Genomic DNA, 1,452 nt, shown 5'->3' on the forward strand with positions numbered 1-1,452 from the left:
CTGAAGTGTTCGCAGATCTGCACTAACAGGCATATAACAAGTCGTTCAAGCGGGACTCATAACAGTTGGCTAGTTTCGCTTCGCTCACAATTTTAGCCAACTGAATTCGCCCCTTAACGAGGCGTTAGGCGTCAAGTTGCACCGCGTTGCGCAATGCGCTACACTCTTCCTATGATTAAGTCATTTAAACATAAGGGTCTGAAGCTCTTTTTCGAAAAAGGGAAAACTTCAGGCATCCAGACTAAGCACGCGCAAAAACTTCGCATGCAGTTAGCTGCTATCCATACCGCACAAGATATCGATGACATTAATTTGCCCGGATTTTCTCTTCACCAACTTAAAGGAGAAAGGTCAAATATTTGGTCGATATCAGTTAATGGTAATTGGAGAGTAACTTTCGAGTTCGTGGATGGTAATGCTTACATCTTAAATTACGAGGATTATCACTAATGAATATGCATAACCCACCACATCCCGGTGAATTTATTGAGTCCATTTATATGGAGCCACACGGCATAAGTTGCCGGACACTTGCGACACATCTTGGTGTTGCCGCTTCTACACTCAATCGCGTCGTTAAGGGGAAAAGTGCAGTGTCACCAGAAATGGCATTAAGGCTATCAAAGGTATTAGGCCGCAGCCCGGAAAGTTGGCTTAGCATGCAAGACAATTACGACCTTTGGCAGGCAAAGCAGAACATCAATTTGGATAACGTGCAGCCAATAGATCTGCATGCCGCCTAACAAATGTTGGGGACACAAACACGCGGGCTCTGCTGCGCAGTTTAGCCCACGCGTTAGTGCCGCCAAATTAGGGCGTTATGTTTCAAAGGAACTGATTAAATGAAAGTGATGTTTTTCGGTCTGATTTTGATAGTTACAGCGTTTAGTTCTGTGTCTCAAGAAATCCAATCCAATGGCTTTTCTTTAACCCTCGGAAATGGCTGGTCCGTTGTAAATACAAACAAAACGACAACTGTTGCTGCAAATGAAGAATCAGAGCAGGTAATCATTCTTTCAGTCTACATTGTGCCATCCGTAGAAAAGGGAGCTGAGATATTAGCTGAAATAAAAAGCTACTTATCAAACCTCAATGAACAACTCCCAAAAATGGAATTATATTCTCAACTTGCCCCTTTAGAGGGTCAAACAAGTGCGCCTTGGGAATTAGTTGCTTATTCAGGGCCAAATGAAGAAGGGCATTTAGTTGCTGCGTGTCTCGGCACTAATAAAGGCGTGTTAATGGTTTCACTAGAAGGTATGGGCTCTGTTCAATCTGCAATTCCGCAATTGAAATCTGTTCTTTCTTCGTTGAATCACAATGAAACCTAACACATATGAGCCTCCGGGCTGTCAATGAAAAAAGATAGCCCTTTGACCGCTATTTCAAGATCAATACCGTTGCCTTTTTAGAACTCGTTTACTTCGTCTGTCATGGTTGATGTTAGGCAAA

At 43.0% G+C, this 1,452-nt stretch carries 3 protein-coding genes; all 3 read left to right on the top strand.

Going from position 1 to position 1,452, the window contains the following annotated elements:
* The first annotated feature begins 171 nt into the window (after positions 1 to 171).
* The 3 genes from O9X84_RS19470 to O9X84_RS19480 all read left to right on the top strand — a co-directional run bounded on the left by O9X84_RS19470 (position 172) and on the right by O9X84_RS19480 (position 1,331).
* Positions 172 to 450 (top strand): type II toxin-antitoxin system RelE/ParE family toxin, encoded by a 279-nt coding sequence (locus O9X84_RS19470; protein WP_269521313.1) that lies wholly within the window; start codon positions 172 to 174, stop codon positions 448 to 450.
* Entirely contained in the window at positions 450 to 743 is a 294-nt protein-coding gene (locus tag O9X84_RS19475) for a HigA family addiction module antitoxin (protein ID WP_269521311.1), read from the top strand. Before O9X84_RS19470 ends, O9X84_RS19475 begins: the two co-directional genes overlap by 1 nt.
* Positions 744 to 842: 99 nt before the next feature.
* Positions 843 to 1,331 (top strand): hypothetical protein, encoded by a 489-nt coding sequence (locus O9X84_RS19480; RefSeq protein ID WP_269521312.1) that lies wholly within the window; start codon positions 843 to 845, stop codon positions 1,329 to 1,331.
* Positions 1,332 to 1,452: the final 121 nt, after the last annotated feature.

The sequence above is a fragment of the Alteromonas sp. BMJM2 genome, assembly GCF_027257845.1.
Taxonomy (GTDB): Bacteria; Pseudomonadota; Gammaproteobacteria; order Enterobacterales; family Alteromonadaceae; genus Alteromonas.